The organism is Scandinavium sp., from assembly GCF_051650185.1.
In the GTDB taxonomy this organism is placed as follows: domain Bacteria; phylum Pseudomonadota; class Gammaproteobacteria; order Enterobacterales; family Enterobacteriaceae; genus Scandinavium.
This window is the reverse complement of the sequence record NZ_JBOFIN010000100.1, coordinates 43,414-58,717: the sequence shown is the minus strand read 5'-3', so window position 1 is coordinate 58,717 and position 15,304 is coordinate 43,414. Positions and strand designations below refer to the sequence as shown.

At 55.2% G+C, this 15,304-nt stretch carries 13 protein-coding genes; 3 read left to right on the top strand and 10 right to left on the bottom strand.

What is annotated here, in order from left to right:
• Positions 1–1,250 (top strand): Ig-like domain-containing protein (locus tag ACRCWW_RS13215; protein ID WP_438682822.1); only part of this gene is annotated, 1,250 nt, incomplete at its 5' end.
• 64 nt (positions 1,251–1,314) lie between these two features.
• On the opposite strand, the gene ACRCWW_RS13210 is transcribed toward ACRCWW_RS13215, so the two are convergent.
• Positions 1,315–2,817 (bottom strand): tetratricopeptide repeat protein, encoded by a 1,503-nt coding sequence (locus tag ACRCWW_RS13210; RefSeq protein WP_438682821.1) that lies wholly within the window; start codon positions 2,815–2,817, stop codon positions 1,315–1,317.
• Positions 2,818–2,986: 169 nt separating this feature from the next.
• Positions 2,987–3,883, bottom strand: coding sequence for a LysR family transcriptional regulator (locus ACRCWW_RS13205; protein WP_438682820.1), 897 nt, complete (start codon positions 3,881–3,883; stop codon positions 2,987–2,989).
• Positions 3,884–4,246: 363 nt separating this feature from the next.
• On the opposite strand from ACRCWW_RS13205, the gene ACRCWW_RS13200 reads away from it, so the two are divergent.
• Positions 4,247–5,218, top strand: coding sequence for a DNA repair protein (locus ACRCWW_RS13200; protein WP_438682819.1), 972 nt, complete (start codon positions 4,247–4,249; stop codon positions 5,216–5,218).
• A 117-nt stretch (positions 5,219–5,335) separates the two neighbouring features.
• Here ACRCWW_RS13200 and ACRCWW_RS13195 read toward each other — a convergent pair whose 3' ends face one another.
• Both ACRCWW_RS13195 and ACRCWW_RS13190 read right to left on the bottom strand, forming a co-directional pair.
• Positions 5,336–6,106 carry a siderophore-interacting protein gene (locus tag ACRCWW_RS13195; RefSeq protein ID WP_438682818.1) on the bottom strand — a complete coding sequence of 257 codons (771 nt, stop codon included), beginning with the start codon at positions 6,104–6,106 and terminating at the stop codon, positions 5,336–5,338.
• 84 nt (positions 6,107–6,190) lie between these two features.
• Positions 6,191–7,711, bottom strand: coding sequence for a methyl-accepting chemotaxis protein (locus tag ACRCWW_RS13190; RefSeq protein ID WP_438682817.1), 1,521 nt, complete (start codon positions 7,709–7,711; stop codon positions 6,191–6,193).
• Between the two features lie 371 nt (positions 7,712–8,082).
• Between ACRCWW_RS13190 and ygjG the strand changes: the two genes are divergently transcribed.
• Positions 8,083–9,462, top strand: coding sequence for a putrescine aminotransferase (ygjG, locus tag ACRCWW_RS13185; protein WP_438682816.1), 1,380 nt, complete (start codon positions 8,083–8,085; stop codon positions 9,460–9,462).
• Between the two features lie 77 nt (positions 9,463–9,539).
• Here ygjG and lsrG read toward each other — a convergent pair whose 3' ends face one another.
• Genes lsrG through lsrA form a run of 6 tightly spaced genes read right to left on the bottom strand, consistent with a single transcriptional unit; the run spans position 9,540 to position 15,255 of the window.
• On the bottom strand, positions 9,540–9,833 hold the full coding sequence (gene lsrG, locus ACRCWW_RS13180) for a (4S)-4-hydroxy-5-phosphonooxypentane-2,3-dione isomerase (RefSeq protein ID WP_438682815.1): 294 nt from the start codon (positions 9,831–9,833) through the stop codon (positions 9,540–9,542).
• Positions 9,830–10,717, bottom strand: a complete 888-nt coding sequence (gene lsrF / locus ACRCWW_RS13175; protein WP_438682814.1) for a 3-hydroxy-5-phosphonooxypentane-2,4-dione thiolase — start codon at positions 10,715–10,717, stop codon at positions 9,830–9,832. Before lsrF ends, lsrG begins: the two co-directional genes overlap by 4 nt.
• A gap of 11 nt (positions 10,718–10,728) precedes the next feature.
• Positions 10,729–11,742 carry an autoinducer 2 ABC transporter substrate-binding protein LsrB gene (gene lsrB, locus ACRCWW_RS13170; protein WP_438682813.1) on the bottom strand — a complete coding sequence of 338 codons (1,014 nt, stop codon included), beginning with the start codon at positions 11,740–11,742 and terminating at the stop codon, positions 10,729–10,731.
• Position 11,743: 1 nt separating this feature from the next.
• On the bottom strand, positions 11,744–12,736 hold the full coding sequence (gene lsrD, locus ACRCWW_RS13165) for an autoinducer 2 ABC transporter permease LsrD (protein WP_438682812.1): 993 nt from the start codon (positions 12,734–12,736) through the stop codon (positions 11,744–11,746).
• Complete coding sequence (lsrC, locus tag ACRCWW_RS13160; protein WP_438682811.1) at positions 12,737–13,771, bottom strand: autoinducer 2 ABC transporter permease LsrC; 1,035 nt, start codon at positions 13,769–13,771, stop codon at positions 12,737–12,739.
• Positions 13,768–15,255: an autoinducer 2 ABC transporter ATP-binding protein LsrA gene (lsrA, locus tag ACRCWW_RS13155; protein ID WP_438682810.1), complete on the bottom strand. Its 1,488-nt coding sequence runs from the start codon at positions 15,253–15,255 to the stop codon at positions 13,768–13,770. The genes lsrC and lsrA overlap by 4 nt, the downstream gene beginning before the upstream one ends.
• Positions 15,256–15,304 lie beyond the last annotated feature (49 nt).

Genomic DNA, 15,304 nt, shown 5'->3' with positions numbered 1-15,304 from the left:
CCAAAACGGCCCCTATTAACGTCACCGTAGATACCACTACGCATGTGACCATCACTGGGGTCACCGATGACCATGGTTCGAAACAAGGGCTGGTGGCCAACGGCGGCAAAACAGATGATGATTCCGTTGTGCTCACAGGCACCGCAGAGCCGAACAGCACCATCTACTTTACCCGTCACGGGGCGAACGGTGGCTCTTACAACTACTCCTGCAAGGCTGATAATACAGGCCACTGGGAGCTTAAGCAGGGCTATAGTGCCAACGGCTGGTTCAACTACAGCGTCTACTCTGTCGATGTTGCGGGCAACAAGAGTGCCACAGAAACCTACAAAGTGGAAAAAGTGGCCAATGAACAGGATACCGACACGTTCAAAGAAGACTTTAACTCCCATACCAATCTGACGTTCCGCAGCGGCTCGCTCTACGACTTCGACCATTTCGATGTCAAAGTGAATAACTCAGGCGCGACCAATGTTTATTCGCCGGGGATCAATGCCACTCAGTACGGTGTCTCACAAAGGCCGTCCAGCAAAGCCATGGTACTGAGTAAGGGATCATCGGTGACGCTGAACATGGATGAACCGCTGTCAAGCATCGCTTTCCAGATTGGCGACATGACCACCACGGAAAAACTGACGGTGACCTATATGAATGAAAAGGGTCAGGTGATCCACACTGACACTTATGATAAATACGATGGACTCCTAACCACGGCTAGCTACACTGCGTCGCCAGGTCAGGAAATCGATTCCATTCAGCTAAGTTTCACCAATACCAATCCATACGCAGGCATCAATATGACCTACTGCTACGTGGATAATATTACGGGAACCTACGCGTCATCATCTTCCGTCCAGGCTGTGCATATGTCTGCTGAAGATATTGCTCAGGCTCAGGTCGAAGCGGATCAATCTCAGGCGAACCTGACTGAACATCAGCAGCAGGAACTGAGCCAGCATGCCACACTGACGCTATCTAACCACTCTCAGGACACGGTCACCCTCGAGATGAGCGATGTATTAAGCTATCACCAGCAAAATCTGCTGATTCAGGACGGCAAACAGCAGATTGCCATTCAGGGCGATAAAGGTGATGTGGTTGAGTTGAAAGTGGACACTCTGGCGGAAAACACCTGGCATGATGCCGGTCAGGCAACGTCAGCCGGGGTGACCTACGAGGTCTATCAACATGCCGGCAGCGACATTGAAGTGCTTGTCCAGCACGGTGTCGATATTCATCTGGTCGCTTAACGCTTCCGTTTACTGGCAGTAAAGTAAAACAGGTCTCTGTCGAGGCCTGTTTTTTTTTGCGGTATTACTTGTCAGATACGTTGCGGCTTCGGCTAAACGCCATGAGCGCATCACACACCTGGGCGACAACGCCTTGCCAGTTATGCTGGCTCTGTTGGGCAAACAAGCGCATCCCAGGATACCACTCCGTCTCCGTACAACCCTGCCTCCAGCGCCAGTCACGGGCAAACGATGAGAGCATCACCCAGCAAGGGATCCCCATTGCCCCGGCGAGGTGAATGACCGAGGTATCAACGCCGATAACTAAATCCAGCTGCGACAGCACAGAGGCCGTATCGCCATAATGCTCAAATTGCTCACCACACGGGATCATCTCCGGCCAGCCAGCCACTTCAGCTTCACCTTGCCCTTTTTGCAGGCTCACCCAGACAATGCCGGGGATCTCACGCAGCGGTGCAAGCTCATCAAGATGGGGTAAAGAACGGTATTGATCGCGCTTATGATCGGCTGAGCCTTTCCAGACTACGCCAATGCGGAGCCCTTTCTCCGGCAACAACCATTTCTTACTCAGGCGACCGCGACGGCGCAAATAAGGGGTTGTGGCCGCAAAAGGATCGGCACTCTCACTAAAATGGGCGGGAAGATCGAGCAACATTGACCAACAATCTACTTCCGCCAGCGCCAGCTTATCGGCAGGCAGCAGGTAGCGATCCACGCCCGGCAAATGCTTCATCACGCTTTCGAGCCCCTTACGCCCAACCATCACCACGCGTTCGGCATTTTTCTCCAATTTAAGCTGACGAACAAATCGGCAAAACTGAATTTCATCGCCATAGCCTTGTTCCGTGCGGATAAGAATGGTTTTGCCTGTCAGATCCTCCCCTTGCCAGTAAGGCAAATTGAGAGCGGGCAGGGTAAAGAAGCGGTGTGGGTTGGTGCTGGCATAGCGCGCGCGGTAACAGGCCCAGCCTTGCTGATATTTCCCCTGCTGCAACAACACCATACCCAATACGTTCTGGCAGTGCATATCGTCGGGTCGCTGTGCCTGCACCTGCCAAAGTAAGGATTCAGCCTGTGAAAGCTCCCCTTTGAGAGTCAAGGTCGTGCACACCCCGAGACAGGCATCGGTGTAGTCGGGATTCAGGGATAGCGCCTGTTGATAGTGGTGAAGCGCTTCATCATGGCGCTCCATTTTCCCCAACATCACGGCATAGTTGTTATGGCAGGCGGAATAGCCAGGGTAGCTTTTCAATGCCGCCAGATAATAGCGCTCAGCTTCCAGGTAGTTTTTCTCGTCATACAGCGTTAGCCCCATTCCGCCCAGCGTACCGGCCTCGCCCGGAGCCATCGTCAACGCCTTGCGATAAAATGCTTTTGCATCAGATAATTTTCTCAGCCGTCGCGATAGCTTTCCCGCTTCCCGCAAACACCAGACATCACGAGGATGAAAAAGCAGGCGTTTTTTAATTCTTGTTAACGCCTCTTGATCATTCCCCTGAATAACGAGTTGGGTTATCTCCTGCTGAAACGGGTGGTTATGTTGGCGAGGTGCAACTTTCTTTTTCACTGCCAGTACCTGCTTATAGTAATAACTTAATGGAACAGGAATTATATTATGAATAGCGCAGCACAAAGTAGAAACAGATATTCATCACAACCAAAAGCGCTAACCTCATAAATCAGAAAAAGATTAACGCCATTGACTCAAAATAAAAAAGCGGGTCTAAGGCCTGGGCTTATAGATGATTTACATCCAGCATGCCGTGTATTTTCTCCAACATGGCCTCCACACATTTATTTTTTATCATGGAGCAATGATAGTGAGCACTAAATTCATAATGCAACTCAAAGGGTAGCGGAAGATCAAAAATGGCTATCGGCATTTTTTTCTGAAATATTTTCGCAATAAAATCAGGCATTAGAACAATACTATCGGTATGACAGGCCATCATTATCATATTAGAAGAGTTACTTGAGGTGCATACAAAATTTCGCTTCTGCAACAGCTCATAATATTGAGTGGCCTCGTGATGATCATCACAGGTCAATTGAGATTCCCGGCTCCAGGCAATATGCTGGTTTTCACTCCAGTGATCCAGCGTCAATCTCTCTTTAATCGAAGGATGGTCTTTGCGGACAATAGCCCGGATAGGGGAATTTAGTACCCGGGTTCGAATAATACTGCGATCTTCGGGCAGTGTGGAGCCGATATCAAGATCGACCTCTTTATTCCTTAACTTTGTCAGTCGCTCACATGAATCCGTAGGTAACGGTGTGAACACAATATTTTTACTGGGGGAGTGTTCATGGACCGACAGGCCAAGAAAAAGCTCAAAAAGGGCGTAGGTACTGAGAGTGATAGTTCGATCGTCGAGAGGCAGTTTTTTATTATCTTCCTGAAATTGAGTCGCAAATTTCTGATACCTCACACTCAGCTCTTTTGCCACATTATCGGGCTGCATGCCATTTTTGTTTCTAAAAAACAGCGCTGACCCGGTGGCTTCCCTCGCCTTATTCAACCAGTAGGTCACAGACCCCGGCGTCAGGTTGAGGATCTCAGCGGCTTTGGTGACGCTGCCGCTGGTCAGAATAACGTGAACGACATGTAGTACTTTTAAATCAACAGTATGCATTATAATACTCCTATTTTTCTTTTTTTGAGTACAGAGATGATTGTTTCCTTACCCTTCTTCATGGCGACCCGTTTTCTGAATTTTTTAAATTCAATTTATCCAAAAAAAAATTATCAGAGATTCCCTCACCCTATTTACATGAGTCAGGAACAGTCACACAAAAGAAATAAACAAACTGTGCAGCAGTTCCAACCACAAAGGCAGGATTTATGCTGGAAAATTCCCATTAAAGTGACAGAAAATACCAAATGTAAAGCTTATGAAATAGTGAGACTTTTAATCTTGCTTGCAGGCTGGAAGCCATAACGGGGCAATGCTACTCTGCCAGCCATATAGCAGGCCTGATGCGAAATTAAGCACGCCATGAACAAGCCGATCAAACGTCTGGAAATCATTAAGAATGCGATTGAGCTGGAGGATGACGACATCATCCACGGCCAGGTGTTGCAACTCAAAAAAGAGTGCCTGGATAGCGAGCTGAAAAGCATCGTTCAGACGCTGGAACAAAAACACTATGCCGAAGCGATGACGGCTATCATCGCCTGGCTGCAAAACCAGCGCGCGCTGACGGCCTGGCAAGATCCGCGCATCGCTGCCAACAAGCTCGAACTCAAAGCTCTGGAAACCGAACTGCGGGATCTCATCGATCGCCGCAACTCACGCATTCAACGGCTGGATGAGTTTAACAATCTCTACATGACTCGGCTCGGCCCGCTGATGACCGAGATCCTCCGTCTGCGCAAAGTGCTGGCAGAGAAAATGCTTCGCAAGCAGCTACGCGAAGGCGATCGCAGCGAACCGGTTGCCGAAGAATCAGCCCGGAAAGCCGACGCGGATTATGAATCCTATCGGCAGCGCCACCAGGAAGCTCAGCGCCACCAGCAGGCACAACAGCGGCTGGCGGAGTCAGAACGTCAGGAATTAAAACGCTTGTGGCGGCAGGCCAGCAAACTCTGCCATCCGGATCTGGTGGACAATGAGCTGAAAGCGGAAGCCACCTCGCTGATGGTGCAGCTGAATCAGGCTCGTCAGCGCAGCGACCTCGCCACCATCCGCATGATCCTCGGCAAGCTGATGCAGGGCCAGAAGCCGATGATGGCAAGCGAAAGGCTGAACGATCTGGAACGCCTGGCGCGGCGCGTTGCGGAAATTCGCCAGCAAATTCAGGCGCTCAATGCGGAACTGGTTAGCCTGGAGAAAGAAGGCTCATGGCAGCTGGTGACCACGCTTCGCGACCCGGAAGGGTATTTCCAACAGCAGGAAAAGGCGATGCGCAATACGATTTATACGCTTGAGAGGCAAATTGTTGATGCCGGGTTTGATGAGGTGGCTTGAGTTTTGGGATTTCCCCCTCTCCCCTGCCCTCTCCCCAGGGAGAGGGAGAAAATCAAAGGCCGCACATTTCGGTTCCCTCTCCCCGCGGGAGAGGGTTAGGGAGAGGGGCTGGCACGATCACTTCTGATGCCAGTAAGCCTGAGAACGCACCAGCTGCGGGTCGATAGCGTCAGAAATGCAGTTATCCAGCAGCGATTTCACCACAGTACCTTCTCCGGTTAGCCACAGGAAATAGTCCTCTTCCGGCACTGCCACCGCTTTCAGTTTTGCTGCGACGGCTTCCTCGCTGTGACCGATAACCCAGTCAATCTCAAAGCCGCAATCCGCCAGGTAATCCTGATAGCTGGCATCCGCCACCGTCACAATCGCTTTCACCTGTGGGCGCGAAGGCAACGCTAGCAGCGCTTTAAAACGGCGCAACAGCGCTGGCATGCCCGATTCATCGGCAACATAAAGCTGCCAGGCGTAGTCTTCTGGCACCACCAGCGATCCGCGTGGGCCGCCAATCGTCAGCTTATCTCCCGCTTTGGCCTTCATCGCCCACTGGCTTGCAACACCGCCTTCGTGAATGAAAAAGTCATACGCCAGCTCATTGCGCTGCGCATCGAACAGCGGCGTGTAATCCCGCGATGCAGGACGCACGCCTTCTGCCCACACGATGCCTTCATCGGTCACCGTCGGCGGCGCAAAGTGGCTGCCCGGCTCCGGGAAAAAGAGTTTGGTATGATCGTCAAATCCTGGGGAAGTGAAGCCTTCCAGCGCCTCACCGCCCAGCACAATGCGCTGGAATGCCTCGCTGATACGCTCCACGCGCAGCACTGTCAGCTCACGAAAGCGCAGCTCGTTGCGCACGCGCTTCGGGTATTTTTTGTCGGTCAGGGTCGCCATCGGAATGCCTCTTTTAGTCTGTTATTCTCATTAAGCGTAAATGATAATGATTTGCAACAAAACACAAAAGGGCAGCTTGTGCGATCAGTGCAGTACCGTCACCGCATCCTGTAAGCGCCCGGCGCGGTGTTTCACCATCGCCGAAACATGAGCACTCTCTTCCACTAACCCGGCATTTTTCTGGGTAATCGCGTCCAGCTCAGCCACTGCGCGCGTTAAATCCGACAATCCTGCCGCCTGTTCAGACGTGGAAAGGCTGATCTGCGCGATAAGCCCTGTCACATGGCGAACCTGGCTCACGATATCGTCCATTGTTTTGCCGGCGGCATGAACCTGATCGGAACCCGACTGCACCTTGTCGGCGCTGGCATCAATCAGCTTACGAATATCGTTCGCGGCGCTGGCGCTGCGGCTTGCCAGATGGCGAACTTCTCCCGCGACCACCGCAAAACCTTTGCCCTGCTCGCCTGCTCTTGCGGCTTCCACCGCTGCGTTGAGCGCCAGAATATTAGTCTGGAAGGCGATATCGTTAATCAGTTTGGTGATCGAGCCGATGCGCTGTGTGCTATCGGCAATTTCATCCATGGTTTTCACCACGGTATGCATGGCCTGGCCGCCCTGCGTTGCCGCTGCGCTTGCTTCATTTGAGAGCTTATCCGCCGCCGTCGCAGTTTGGGCATTATTCTGCACTGACGCCGCCATCTGGCTCATGGTTGCCACCGTTTGCTGTACGTTAACCACCGTCTGGCGCGTGCGTTCATTGAGATCGTCATTGCCCTTCGCCAGCGTCTCACTGCCCTGGCGCACGCTCGCCACCTGGCCTGAAACGTCATGAATCAGCCAGCGGCACATCAGCCCCAGTTGCCCAACCGAACGCAGGATCAGGCCCAGCTCGTCGCTACGGTTAAGCTGTTTCACGCTGTTTCTCTCGCCGGTTGCCACGCTCAAAGCCTGGCGAGCGACGTTCTCCAGCGGACGCACAATTTGCCATTCCAGCAATGCCGCGCCGATAAGCAGCATCACGGTGCTGACGCTCAATCCCAGCCAGTGCGCCCCTGTTGCCAACAATGTGCTCATCAACAACAGCCAAGTTACCGCGAGTACGCTACGCACTCGCCAGCGAACAGGTAACGATGGCAATTTGCCCCACCAGCGTTTGCTGATAACCAGCCCTTTGTGCACGCGTTTGTTGCAGCGCCCTTCGTTCAGCGCCTGATACAGCGGCGTGACGGCGGCAATCTCTTCCGGCTGCGCTTTGGTGCGAATCGACATATAGCCGATTATTTTGCCCTCGCGCACCATCGGCACCGCGTTGGCTCGCACCCAATAGTGGTCGCCATTTTTACGGCGGTTTTTGACAATCCCGGTCCACGGCTCGCCCTGCTGGAGCGTTGCCCACATATCCGCAAAAGCGGCTTTCGGCATATCCGGATGGCGCACCAGATTGTGCGGCTGCCCGGTCAGCTCCTCCAGGCGGTAGCCGCTAACGTGTACGAAGGTGTCGTTGGCGTGGGTGATGTGGCTTTGCAGATCGGTGGTCGACATTAACGTGGTGTCATCGTCTAGCGGATAATCACGCTGAGTAACTGTTAATGGAGGTGACATTTACGCGTCCTTTGCTGGAATCAGTGGTTATTAATTTTTCTCTTAATTGTTATTTCGGCGATAACCACTTTATCTTTAATTGTTAAAGTTGATACAGATCGCACTTTGCGTTTAAACCCTGATTTTCCTGGGCCTTCCCCCTGATGGTGCAACCGCTGCACCAGCATGATGCAACCGTTCAATATAATGACCGCACTTATGCTGAAAGCTCAGGAGTAAAAACCGCATAGTTGTTATAGAAATGATTAAATTTTGTAACATTCAGCCCTCCACAGCCGTTTATCTTGATTTTTGCGTTCCGCTCCAGGGTGGCGTAATCCCTGCAATACTTAAATCAGTATCATGTGATACGCGATACCCAGGAGCATATTTTGAACAGGTTACCTTCCAGCGCCTCGGCTCTTGCCTGCAGCGCGCACGCACTGAATCTCATTGAAAAGCGCACGCTTGATCATGAGGAGATGAAAACGCTCAACCAGGAGGTTCGGGAATACTTCAAAGAGCATGTGAATCCGGGGTTTCTTGAGTATCGCAAGTCTGTCACTGCAGGCGGGGATTACGGAGCCGTAGAATGGCAAGCGGGCAGTCTGAATACGCTTGTCGACACCCAGGGACAAGAGTTTATCGATTGTCTTGGGGGGTTTGGGATTTTCAACGTAGGGCACCGTAATCCAACAGTGGTTTCCGCCGTACAGAATCAACTCGCGAAACAACCGCTTCACAGCCAGGAACTGCTCGATCCGCTCCGTGCGATGCTGGCGAAAACGCTGGCTGCGCTGACGCCAGGCAAACTGAAATACAGCTTCTTCAGCAACAGCGGGACGGAATCCGTCGAGGCCGCTATCAAGCTCGCCAAAGCGTATCAGTCACCACGCGGGAAATTTACGTTTATCGCCACCAGCGGCGCATTCCACGGGAAATCCCTCGGGGCGCTGTCGGCAACGGCGAAAGCGAATTTCCGCAAACCGTTTATGCCGCTGCTGCCGGGCTTCCGCCATGTGCCGTTTGGTGACATCAACGCCATGCGCACCGTGCTGAGCGAATGCAAAAAGACGGGTGATGACGTCGCGGCGATTATCCTCGAACCGATTCAGGGTGAAGGTGGCGTGATCCTGCCTCCGCAGGGTTATCTGCCTGCGGTGCGTAAGCTCTGCGATGAGTTTGGCGCACTGCTGATCCTCGACGAAGTGCAAACCGGGATGGGACGTACCGGCAAAATGTTCGCCTGCGAACATGAAAACGTGCAGCCGGACATCCTCTGCCTCGCCAAAGCGCTGGGCGGCGGTGTGATGCCGATTGGCGCGACGGTGGCGACAGAAGAAGTGTTCTCGGTGCTGTTCGATAACCCGTTCCTGCATACCACCACCTTTGGCGGTAACCCGCTCGCCTGTGCGGCAGCGCTGGCGACCATCAACGTGCTGCTGGAACAGAACCTGCCGGCTCAGGCCGAACAGAAAGGTGACATGCTGCTGGACGGCTTCCGCCTGCTGGCACGTGAATACCCGGATCTGGTGCAGGAAGCGCGCGGGAAAGGGATGCTGATTGCGATAGAGTTTGTCGACAATGAAATTGGCTACAGCTTCGCAAGCGAGATGTTCCGTCAGCGCATTCTGGTGGCGGGTACGCTCAACAACGCTAAAACCATTCGCATTGAACCGCCGCTAACCCTGACGATTGAGCAGTGTGAGCAGGTTATCAAAGCGACGGGGAAAGCATTGGCTGCGCTTCGGGTATCCGTGGAGCAGGCATAACTGCCGGATGGCGCTACGCTTATCCGGCCTACATCACCGTGTAGGCCCGGTAAGGCGTAGCCGCCACCGGGCATTTTTTATTCAGGCAGCAACCCCACAAAACTGCGTTTCTTACGCGGCTCCGACATCATCTCATCCAGTTTTTCCACGCAGGCCAGATAGTGCGGGGTTTTCTTGTGCGCCAGCACCGCTTCGTCGTCTTTGTAGGCTTCATAGATAAAGAATCGGGTGCTGATCTCCGGGTCCTGCAACACGTCAAACCGCAGGTTGCCCGGCTCTGTCAGCGCGCCTTCGTGGTTGGCGCGAAACACGTCGAGAAATTCGCCGACCCTTTCCGGTTTGATGTTGATTTCTACCAGCGTCACGTTCATCGCTGCTCTCCCTGTTTTTCTTCCTGCCAGAACTGATACGCCTCGCGGGCGCTCACGTTCTCGTGCACGACTTTTTTCACGGCTTTTAGCATCGCCAGCGGCGCACTGGACTGGAAGATATTACGCCCCATGTCCACGCCAGATGCGCCCTGATCGATAGCTCGCCAGCACATCTCCAGCGCTTCGTCTTCTGGCAGCTTTTTGCCGCCTGCAATCACAATCGGCACCGGGCAGCTGGCGGTAACTTTTTCAAATCCTTCTTCCACAAAATAGGTTTTCACAAATGTGGCCCCCATTTCTGCGGCGATACGGCTGGCGAGCGAGAAATAGCGCGCGTCACGCGTCATCTCTTTGCCGACGCCGGTGACTGCCAGCACCGGCATGCCGTAGCGGTTGCCTGCATCCACCAGTTTGATGATGTTGTTGATTGACTGATGTTCATATTCGCTGCCGATATAAACCTGCGCCGCCACTGCGGCAACGTTGAGGCGCAAAGCGTCTTCCATCGTCACCGCCACGCACTCGTTCGAGAGCTCGCTCAGAATCGAGTTGCCGCCGGAAGCCCGCAGCACAACGGGTTTATTGGTCGCCGCAGGCACGGTGCTGCGAAGAATACCCCGGGTACACATCAGCACATCGGTTTCGCCGTACAGCGGCGCAATCGACAAATCAATGCGCTCAAGCCCGGTGGTCGGCCCCTGGAAGTAACCGTGGTCGAAAGCCAGCATCACCGTGCGGTTGCTTTGCGGATTGAAGATGCGCGCCAGCCGCGACTGCATGCCCCACTCCAGCGAACCGCAGCCTTTCAGGGTATAGAGCGCATTTTTCTGCGGGCGGTCGAGCCCGAAATCTTTCCCGTCTTTGATATCGTCTAAATCTGCCATTGTTCCCTCCCTCAGAAATCGTATTTGCCGATGTTGTCTTTGGTGAACACCACGCGCTCTGGCAGCAGGACGATGCCGTTGCCTTTGGCTTCATACTGGTAGCCCTGAACGCTGTTTGGCTCGACTTTTAACTCGCCAATGTCTTTCACCGTCACGCTGTCGCCGACGTTCAGATCGCCTTTTTTCAGCAGATGATCGGCGACGTTAACCGCAATCTTGCCCTGCTCCACCACATCCCACAGGCCGAACGCTTTCACCGTGCCGCGTTCCACATAAGGCCGCATGACGTTCGGGGTACTGAAGCCGACAATCGCCACGCCCTGGCGCTTCAGGTTCTCCGCAGCCTGAGCCGCAGCGGGCAGCGCGTTGGCATCCGGGGCGATGATGGCATCTAAGTCCGGATAGGCTTTCAGAATGCCTTCGGCGGTTTGCAGGGATTTGGTGGCATCGTTATAGCCAAACTGAGTGGTGACGACTTGCCACTGAGGATGATCTTTGGCGATTTTGGCTTTCGCCTCTTTCACCCACTGGTTCTGATCGGTCACGGTTGGGCTTGAGTAGAAGAACGCGACTTTAGCGTCGGGCTTAGTGACCTGTTTTCCGGCCATGTCGACCAGCAGGCCGCCCAGCTGTTCCGGCGTGCCCTGGTTGATGTAGATGCTGCGGCATTCCGGCTTGGTATCAGAATCCCACGTCAGCACTTTCACGCCGCGCTGCATTGCGCGCTTCAGCGCCGGGCAAAGCCCGTCTGGCGACACCGCCGACACGATGATGGCGTTGTAGCCCTGATTAACGAAGTTGTTGATGAGCTGCACCTGGCCGGACACGCTCGGCTCTGTTGGCCCATCGTAGGTAACGTCTGTCCCGAGCTGCTTGCCTGCTTCTTTCGCGCCGTTGCCGCCGCTGGTGAAGAAGCCCACGCCCACCAGTTTCGGGATAAACGCAATTTTATCCGCCGCCTGCACGGCGACCACGCTCATTGCCAGCGCCAGGGCGCTCAGCTGCACACACAGTTTTGCTTTCATCTCATGCTCCGATTGTTTTGCGCGAAAGAAGCCGACGCCACACCGTGCGCACCCCTTCACGATGCAGACTCAGCGAACGCCCCATGACCACGACCACTAACAGCGCCCCGGAAAGCGCGCTGGATACCTGATTGGGAATGCCGACCATCTGTAGCCCTTGTTGCAGATACCCCACCAGCAAAGCCGCCAGCGCAGTACCGATAACCGATCCCGACCCGCCGTAAATATTCGCCCCGCCGAGCACGGCTGCCGTCAGTGCGGGCATCAGCAAATCACGGCCTAAATCTGAACGTGCTGAGCCGAAGTAAGAGACCAGCACCAGCGCCGCAATGGCAGAAGCCAGCCCCACCAGGCCGTACAGCACATACGGTATGCCGTTGACCGACAACGCGGCATAGCGCGCCGCGCGCGGGTTTTGCCCGAGTAAAAAGAGATGGCGGCCGAAGCGCCCACGGTGAGCCAGCAGCCAGAAGAAAAAGGTGATGACGATAAACAGCACCAGCGGCACAGGAAGACCCAAAAGGGTCAGATTGGCGAAGGCGGTAAAGCTGTCCGGGAAACCGCCGATGCCTTCATAGCCTGTGGCCCCGGCCATGCCGGAAAGCAGCAGCGCCGCACCGCCGTAGAGATAAAGCGTGCCAAGCGTGATAACCAGCGGGCTAATCCCGGTGTAATGAATCAGCGCGGCGTTCACCAGGCCACACAGCAGACCGAGCGCCAGCGTCAGCGGAATGGCGACGCTCATCGGCCAGCCCGCCTGCATCATCACGCCCAGCGCGATAGCACAAAGGCCAATGGTGGAGCCAAGCGAGATGTCGATGCCGCCGCTGATGATCACCAGCGTCAGCGGCAGCGCCACAATGCCGATGCAGATAAAGTCACTGGTGCTGAACAGCAGCATGTTCACATCGAGCATTCGCGGGTTCACTGCCCCGAAGAGGCCGATTTCCAGCACCAGTAAAATCAGCAGCGCGCTTTCCCAGTTCAGCTTCATTTACGCGACCTCTTTGTTTTTACGTTTTGGGAACGGGGTGACGTGCTTTCCCCCTTTGTTGCCCGGCTGGAAACGGCTGTATTTCTGCGCCCGTTGATGACGCATCAGCGCCTGGCGCAGCCGCCCGTCAAGCACCAGCACGCCCAGCAGCACCATTCCGGCGATGAAGTCATTCCACCAGGCGGGCAGCCTGAACAGCACCAGCACGGTGTCGATTTGGGTGAGGAAAAACGCGCCGAGGAAAGCGCCAATCAGCGTGCCTGTGCCGCCCAGCAACGAGACGCCTCCCAGCACGCAGGCGGCTATCGCCTTCATCTCCAGCCCGCTGCCGGTCTGGTTCGGCACGAAGCCAATCTGTGCGGCGAAGATGATGCCGCCGCAGGCCGCAAGCATACCGTTGAAGGTAAAAGCGAGCATGCGCGTACGGTTCACGCCCACGCCCAGCTGTCGGGCTGCGGCGAGGTTATCGCCCACCGCATAGAAATCGCGGCCAAAAGTGGTGCGAGCCAGCGCCCACGCGCCTGCCAGCAGCAGTACCAACACCAGCCAGCCCAGCGGCGAGATGCCGACGAAAACCGGTTCCGACAGCGCCTTCAGGTTATCCGGCAGCCCTTCAATCCATTTGCCGCCGGTCCACAGCAGCATCACGCCGCGATATAACCCAAGAGTGCCGAGCGTGGCGACAATCGCCGGAATGCGAAATCCCACCACCAGCAGCCCGTTAAAAGCCCCGGCCAGCGCGCCGATCGCCAGCGCAAACACGATGGCGACCGGTAAGCCGTAACCGCTGTTGAGCGCCACGCCAACCGCAATCGCGCTCAGGCCGACGGTCGACCCAACCGAAACGTCGATATTGCGGGTCAGCATCACCAGCGCGGCCCCCAATGCCAGCAGGCAAAGGATTTGCGAGCTGGAGAAAATCATCGCCAGCGTTTGCAGGCTGAAGTAGGAAGGGTTCAGCGCCACCAGCACCGCAAACAGCGCCACGATGGCAAGCAATGCAGTCAGCTCGCGATTTTTCAGCAACGTTTTCATGCCTGCCCTCCGAAGGCCAGGTTCATCATTCTGTCGACGCTGACCGCCTGTTTTGCCAGCTCGCCGTTCAGCCTCCCCTGATGCATCACCAGCACCCTGTCCGCCAGGCCGGGAAACTCATCGAGATCGCTGGAGATCATCAGCACCGCCACGTTCTGCGCCGCCACGCTTTTCAGCAGTTGATAGATATCCGCGCGAGCCGACACATCCACGCCGCGCGTAGGTTCATCGACAATAAGCAGCAACGGATTCGCCTCCAGACAGCGCGCCAGCAGCACCTTTTGCTGATTACCGCCCGACAGCGTGCGCACCAGCTGATCGGCATGGTTGAGCTTGATGCCCAATGCGCGGTGATAGCGCTCGACCACCGCCGCCTCACGTTTATTTTCCTGCCATAAGGACGGCTGGTTAAACATCACCGTGTTCCAGCGAATCGGCGCGTCCAGAAACAGCCCGGACACCTGACGGTCTTCGGGCAAATACACCAGCCCGCTTGCCAGCCGTGAGCGAGTGTTGTGCAGGCTGATATCACGATTTTCCAGCCACACGCGCCCGGCTCTGACCGGACGCAGCCCATACAGCGTTTCGGCAAACTCGGTGCGCCCGGAACCGACCAATCCTGCCAGACCGACGATCTCCCCGGCGTGGACCTCCAGATTCAGATCGATAAACCCTTCGCCCGTCAGATCCTCCACCCGCAGCACCGGGAAATCCTGCGGCTGAGTACGCCGATTCCCCGGCAGCGCCAGCCACAGCTTTTGCGTATCGCTCAGGTCTTTGTCGCGGCTGACGGGCGTCATCGCGGCGATCAACTCAGCATCGCTGTGATCGGCCGTGGCACCGCTCAGCACCACTGCGCCATCCCGCATCACCGAGACATGACTTGCGAGAGCGCGAATCTCCGGGAGTTTGTGAGAGATGAAGACAATGCCGACGCCCAAGGCCTGCAACGCGCGGATCTGGCGAAACAGCCGCTCAGTTTCACCCGGCGTGAGAGACGCCGTGGGCTCATCCAGAATCAGGATTTGCGCTTCACGCATCAGCCCGCGAAGGATCTCCACCATTTGCTGATCCGCCACTTCCAGCGTGCTGGCGGTGGCCTGCAAATTGAGCTGGCAGTTCAACTGCTGTAGCTTTTCGTTCAGACGAGCGTCGACACCCGCCTGGCGCGGCAGACGAAAAAGAATGTTTTCCCGCACGGTCAGGTTGGGAAACAGCATCGGCTCCTGGGGCACCAGATAGATCCCCAACTGGTGCGCCTGGCCCGGCTTCAGACGCGCAAAAGGTTTGCCATTAATAATCAGTTCACCTTCATCCGGCGTTTCTACCCCGGCGACGATTTTCATCAGCGTCGATTTTCCCGCCCCGTTACCGCCCATCAGCGCGTGCACCTGGCCGGAAAGCAGAGTGAAATCAATGCCCTTCAGCACGGCGATGCCGGAGAACTGTTTGCGGATTTGGCGGGCTTCAATCAGTGACTTCATCATCACGCCTCAGTTGAACAAATGATTTTTAGAATTAATAATGTTCAAA

What these genes read in the sequence shown, in the direction of transcription:
- ACRCWW_RS13195 (WP_438682818.1), bottom strand. Translation starts at nt 6,106, where the DNA reads ATGGCGACCCTGACCGACAAAAAATACCCGAAGCGCGTGCGCAACGAG.
- ACRCWW_RS13205 (WP_438682820.1), bottom strand. Translation starts at nt 3,883, where the DNA reads ATGCATACTGTTGATTTAAAAGTACTACATGTCGTTCACGTTATTCTG.
- lsrB (WP_438682813.1), bottom strand. Translation starts at nt 11,742, where the DNA reads ATGAAAGCAAAACTGTGTGTGCAGCTGAGCGCCCTGGCGCTGGCAATG.
- lsrD (WP_438682812.1), bottom strand. Translation starts at nt 12,736, where the DNA reads ATGAAGCTGAACTGGGAAAGCGCGCTGCTGATTTTACTGGTGCTGGAA.
- lsrC (WP_438682811.1), bottom strand. Translation starts at nt 13,771, where the DNA reads ATGAAAACGTTGCTGAAAAATCGCGAGCTGACTGCATTGCTTGCCATC.
- lsrA (WP_438682810.1), bottom strand. Translation starts at nt 15,255, where the DNA reads ATGAAGTCACTGATTGAAGCCCGCCAAATCCGCAAACAGTTCTCCGGC.
- lsrG (WP_438682815.1), bottom strand. Translation starts at nt 9,833, where the DNA reads ATGAACGTGACGCTGGTAGAAATCAACATCAAACCGGAAAGGGTCGGC.
- lsrF (WP_438682814.1), bottom strand. Translation starts at nt 10,717, where the DNA reads ATGGCAGATTTAGACGATATCAAAGACGGGAAAGATTTCGGGCTCGAC.
- ACRCWW_RS13190 (WP_438682817.1), bottom strand. Translation starts at nt 7,711, where the DNA reads ATGTCACCTCCATTAACAGTTACTCAGCGTGATTATCCGCTAGACGAT.
- ACRCWW_RS13200 (WP_438682819.1), top strand. Translation starts at nt 4,247, where the DNA reads ATGAACAAGCCGATCAAACGTCTGGAAATCATTAAGAATGCGATTGAG.